The organism is Bacteroidia bacterium (genome assembly GCA_026932145.1).
In the GTDB taxonomy this organism is placed as follows: domain Bacteria; phylum Bacteroidota; class Bacteroidia; order J057; family JAIXKT01; genus JAIXKT01.
Genome location: JAIXKT010000065.1, coordinates 1 through 1,781, shown reverse-complemented (window position 1 = coordinate 1,781; position 1,781 = coordinate 1). Strand labels below are relative to the sequence as shown.

Annotated in this window: 3 protein-coding genes; all 3 read right to left on the bottom strand. The window is 43.1% G+C overall.

Annotated features, from left to right (window positions below):
• Positions 1-156: 156 nt before the first annotated feature.
• Positions 157-465 (bottom strand): HigA family addiction module antidote protein, encoded by a 309-nt coding sequence (locus LC115_13705; protein MCZ2357723.1) that lies wholly within the window; start codon positions 463-465, stop codon positions 157-159.
• A gap of 21 nt (positions 466-486) precedes the next feature.
• Positions 487-780 carry a type II toxin-antitoxin system RelE/ParE family toxin gene (locus LC115_13700; GenBank protein MCZ2357722.1) on the bottom strand — a complete coding sequence of 98 codons (294 nt, stop codon included), beginning with the start codon at positions 778-780 and terminating at the stop codon, positions 487-489.
• Positions 781-983: 203 nt separating this feature from the next.
• Positions 984-1,676, bottom strand: a complete 693-nt coding sequence (locus LC115_13695; GenBank protein MCZ2357721.1) for a hypothetical protein — start codon at positions 1,674-1,676, stop codon at positions 984-986.
• Positions 1,677-1,781: the final 105 nt, after the last annotated feature.

Here is a 1,781-nt window from a genome sequence, read left to right as displayed (position 1 = left end):
AACGGTTTGCGTTACCTGCGCTGGGGCGGGGACGGCGAAGCCGTCCAACCAGAAAAATGCTCAGGCGTAAAAAACTGCTTGGGATGTACGCCGAGTCCCCAGCGTCAGGTGCACGCTGTGTTGGCACGCTTTTGACCTTAAGACTCTTTTGCCTTTTTACACAACCGCCGAATGTGGGTGAATAGACTCTAAAACCTTCGTTTCATGTTGTTGTGCAAAATACAAATCCCAGCGTAACTGTAAATTCATCCAGAAGTCAGCGGACATATCAAAGAATTTTGCCAAACGGAGAGCCGTGCTTGGGGTGATACCCCTACGCCCATTTACGATTTCATTGATGCGCTGATAAGGGACATGAATATTATCAGCCAAATCTCTTTGACTGATACCCATTGGATCTAAAAACTCTTCCAAAAGCATTTCGCCAGGATGAGTAGGTATGCGGTGGGTAGGAACACGAACCATAATTAACTCCTGCTTTTCTCGCTAGTGATAATCCACAATCTCAACTTGGTCGAGACCCAAATTTGTCCATACGAAACAAACACGATACTGGTTATTAATACGAATACTGTGTTGACCTTCTCTGTCACCTGATAAGGCTTCAAGTCTATTGTTTGGTGGGATTCTCAACTCGTGAAGGGCAGAGATAGAATCTAACTGGTCTAACTTTCGACTGGCAATTTTCCAAATAGAGGACGGGCAGATTTTTCTCGCCGCTTTGGTATTTTCACCATTGAAAATATCTTCCGTGCCTGTATCTTTGAACGACCTTATCATGCCGCTATAATAGCATGATATTCATGCTATTTCAAGCCCCAATGTTTTGCAAGGGTCGTGCCAACGGTTTGCGTTACCTGCGCTGGGGCGGGGACGGCGAAGCCGTCCAACCAGAAAAATGCTAAGGCGCAGGAAACTGTTTGGGATGCGCGCCGAGTCCCCAGCGTCAGGTGCACGCTTTGTTCGGCGGCGTTGCTGATTTCTCACGGCAACTTTATAACTGTCAGATTATCATATATTACTTCGATTTGGTCATTATCTCCGTAAATGTAAACGCTTAAAAAATCATCATTTTTCATAATTAATATACCAGTTTCTATTTCAATCCAATCACCAGTACCCTGAACACTTATTGACACATTGTTTTCGTATTGCTTTCCAGAATCGCCTATTACATCGCCTAAAAATGTTCTGCAAAAAAAACCGATAGGGGCTTTGCATTGCACTCTAACTTTATAAACTTCGCCAGTTTTTGCTTGCTGAGGTAAAACTGTTGCGATATAGAAATTTTCTTTGTCATCTAATTTTTTTATCGCCACACCCTTTCCAGTTTTATTGGTTTCAACGATTCTTGCGATGCTAGGATTGGCAATATTGAAATCTGACAAGTTGCCATTTTCAAAATCTTTAAGAAAAACAATTTCATAATTTGGCGTAGGTATAGGTGGATTTGTGGATGTGGGAATTGTTGAAATATTCGGTGATGTAGGCAAAACTTGGGTTTCTGTAAACACAGAAATTGGAGTGGAAGAATCATTTGTGTTGGGCGAAAAAAAAGGATGCCCAGTGACTTGTTGATACAGATTGTCGCCAAAAATAAAAACGGCAATAGCAAGAATTAGGCTAATAACCGCAATCAATTTTGAAGAACCCGCCTTGTTTTCATCTTCGCTCATGAGGTTACTCCCTGTTCAAAGATTATGACTTTTCTTTCAACCAGCCGCCGAACGGCTTGCGTTACCTGCGCTGGGGCGGGGACGGCGAAGCCGTCCAACCAGAAA

What these genes read in the sequence shown, in the direction of transcription:
- LC115_13705 (MCZ2357723.1), bottom strand. Translation starts at nt 465, where the DNA reads ATGGTTCGTGTTCCTACCCACCGCATACCTACTCATCCTGGCGAAATG.
- LC115_13700 (MCZ2357722.1), bottom strand. Translation starts at nt 780, where the DNA reads ATGATAAGGTCGTTCAAAGATACAGGCACGGAAGATATTTTCAATGGT.
- LC115_13695 (MCZ2357721.1), bottom strand. Translation starts at nt 1,676, where the DNA reads ATGAGCGAAGATGAAAACAAGGCGGGTTCTTCAAAATTGATTGCGGTT.